The organism is Streptomyces sp. SID13666 (genome assembly GCF_010548325.1).
Lineage (GTDB): Bacteria > Actinomycetota > Actinomycetes > Streptomycetales > Streptomycetaceae > Actinacidiphila > Actinacidiphila fildesensis.
This window is the reverse complement of the sequence record NZ_JAAGLX010000169.1, coordinates 1-490: the sequence shown is the minus strand read 5'-3', so window position 1 is coordinate 490 and position 490 is coordinate 1. Positions and strand designations below refer to the sequence as shown.

Genomic DNA, 490 nt, shown 5'->3' with positions numbered 1-490 from the left:
GGCACCGCGCCCGTCCCGAACGAGGAGGTCGCCGAGGCCGCCGCGGCCAACCCGGACGTGCTGATCCCCTTCGCCTCCATCGACCCCTTCCGGGGCCGGGCGGGCGTCAAGCAGGCCCGCCGCCTGGTCGAGGAGTACGGGGTCAGGGGCTTCAAGTTCCACCCCAGCATCCAGGGCTTCTTCCCCAACGACCGCTCGGTCGCCTACGAGCTGTACGAGGTGATCGAGGAGACCGGCACGATCGCGCTCTTCCACACAGGCCAGACCGGCATCGGCGCGGGAGTCCCCGGCGGCGGCGGGATCAGGCTCAAGTACAGCAACCCGCTGCACGTGGACGACGTGTCCGCGGACTTCCCGGAGATGAAGATCATCCTGGCGCACCCCTCCTTCCCCTGGCAGGACGAGGCGCTCGCCGTCGCCACGCACAAGCCGGGTGTGCACATCGACCTCTCCGGCTGGTCGCCGAAGTACTTCCCGCCGCAGCTGGTGC

The 490-nt window shown here is 70.0% G+C and carries 1 protein-coding gene; it reads left to right on the top strand.

What is annotated here, in order from left to right:
* Positions 1 to 490 (top strand): amidohydrolase family protein (locus G3I60_RS43935; RefSeq protein ID WP_164608575.1); only part of this gene is annotated, 490 nt, incomplete at both ends.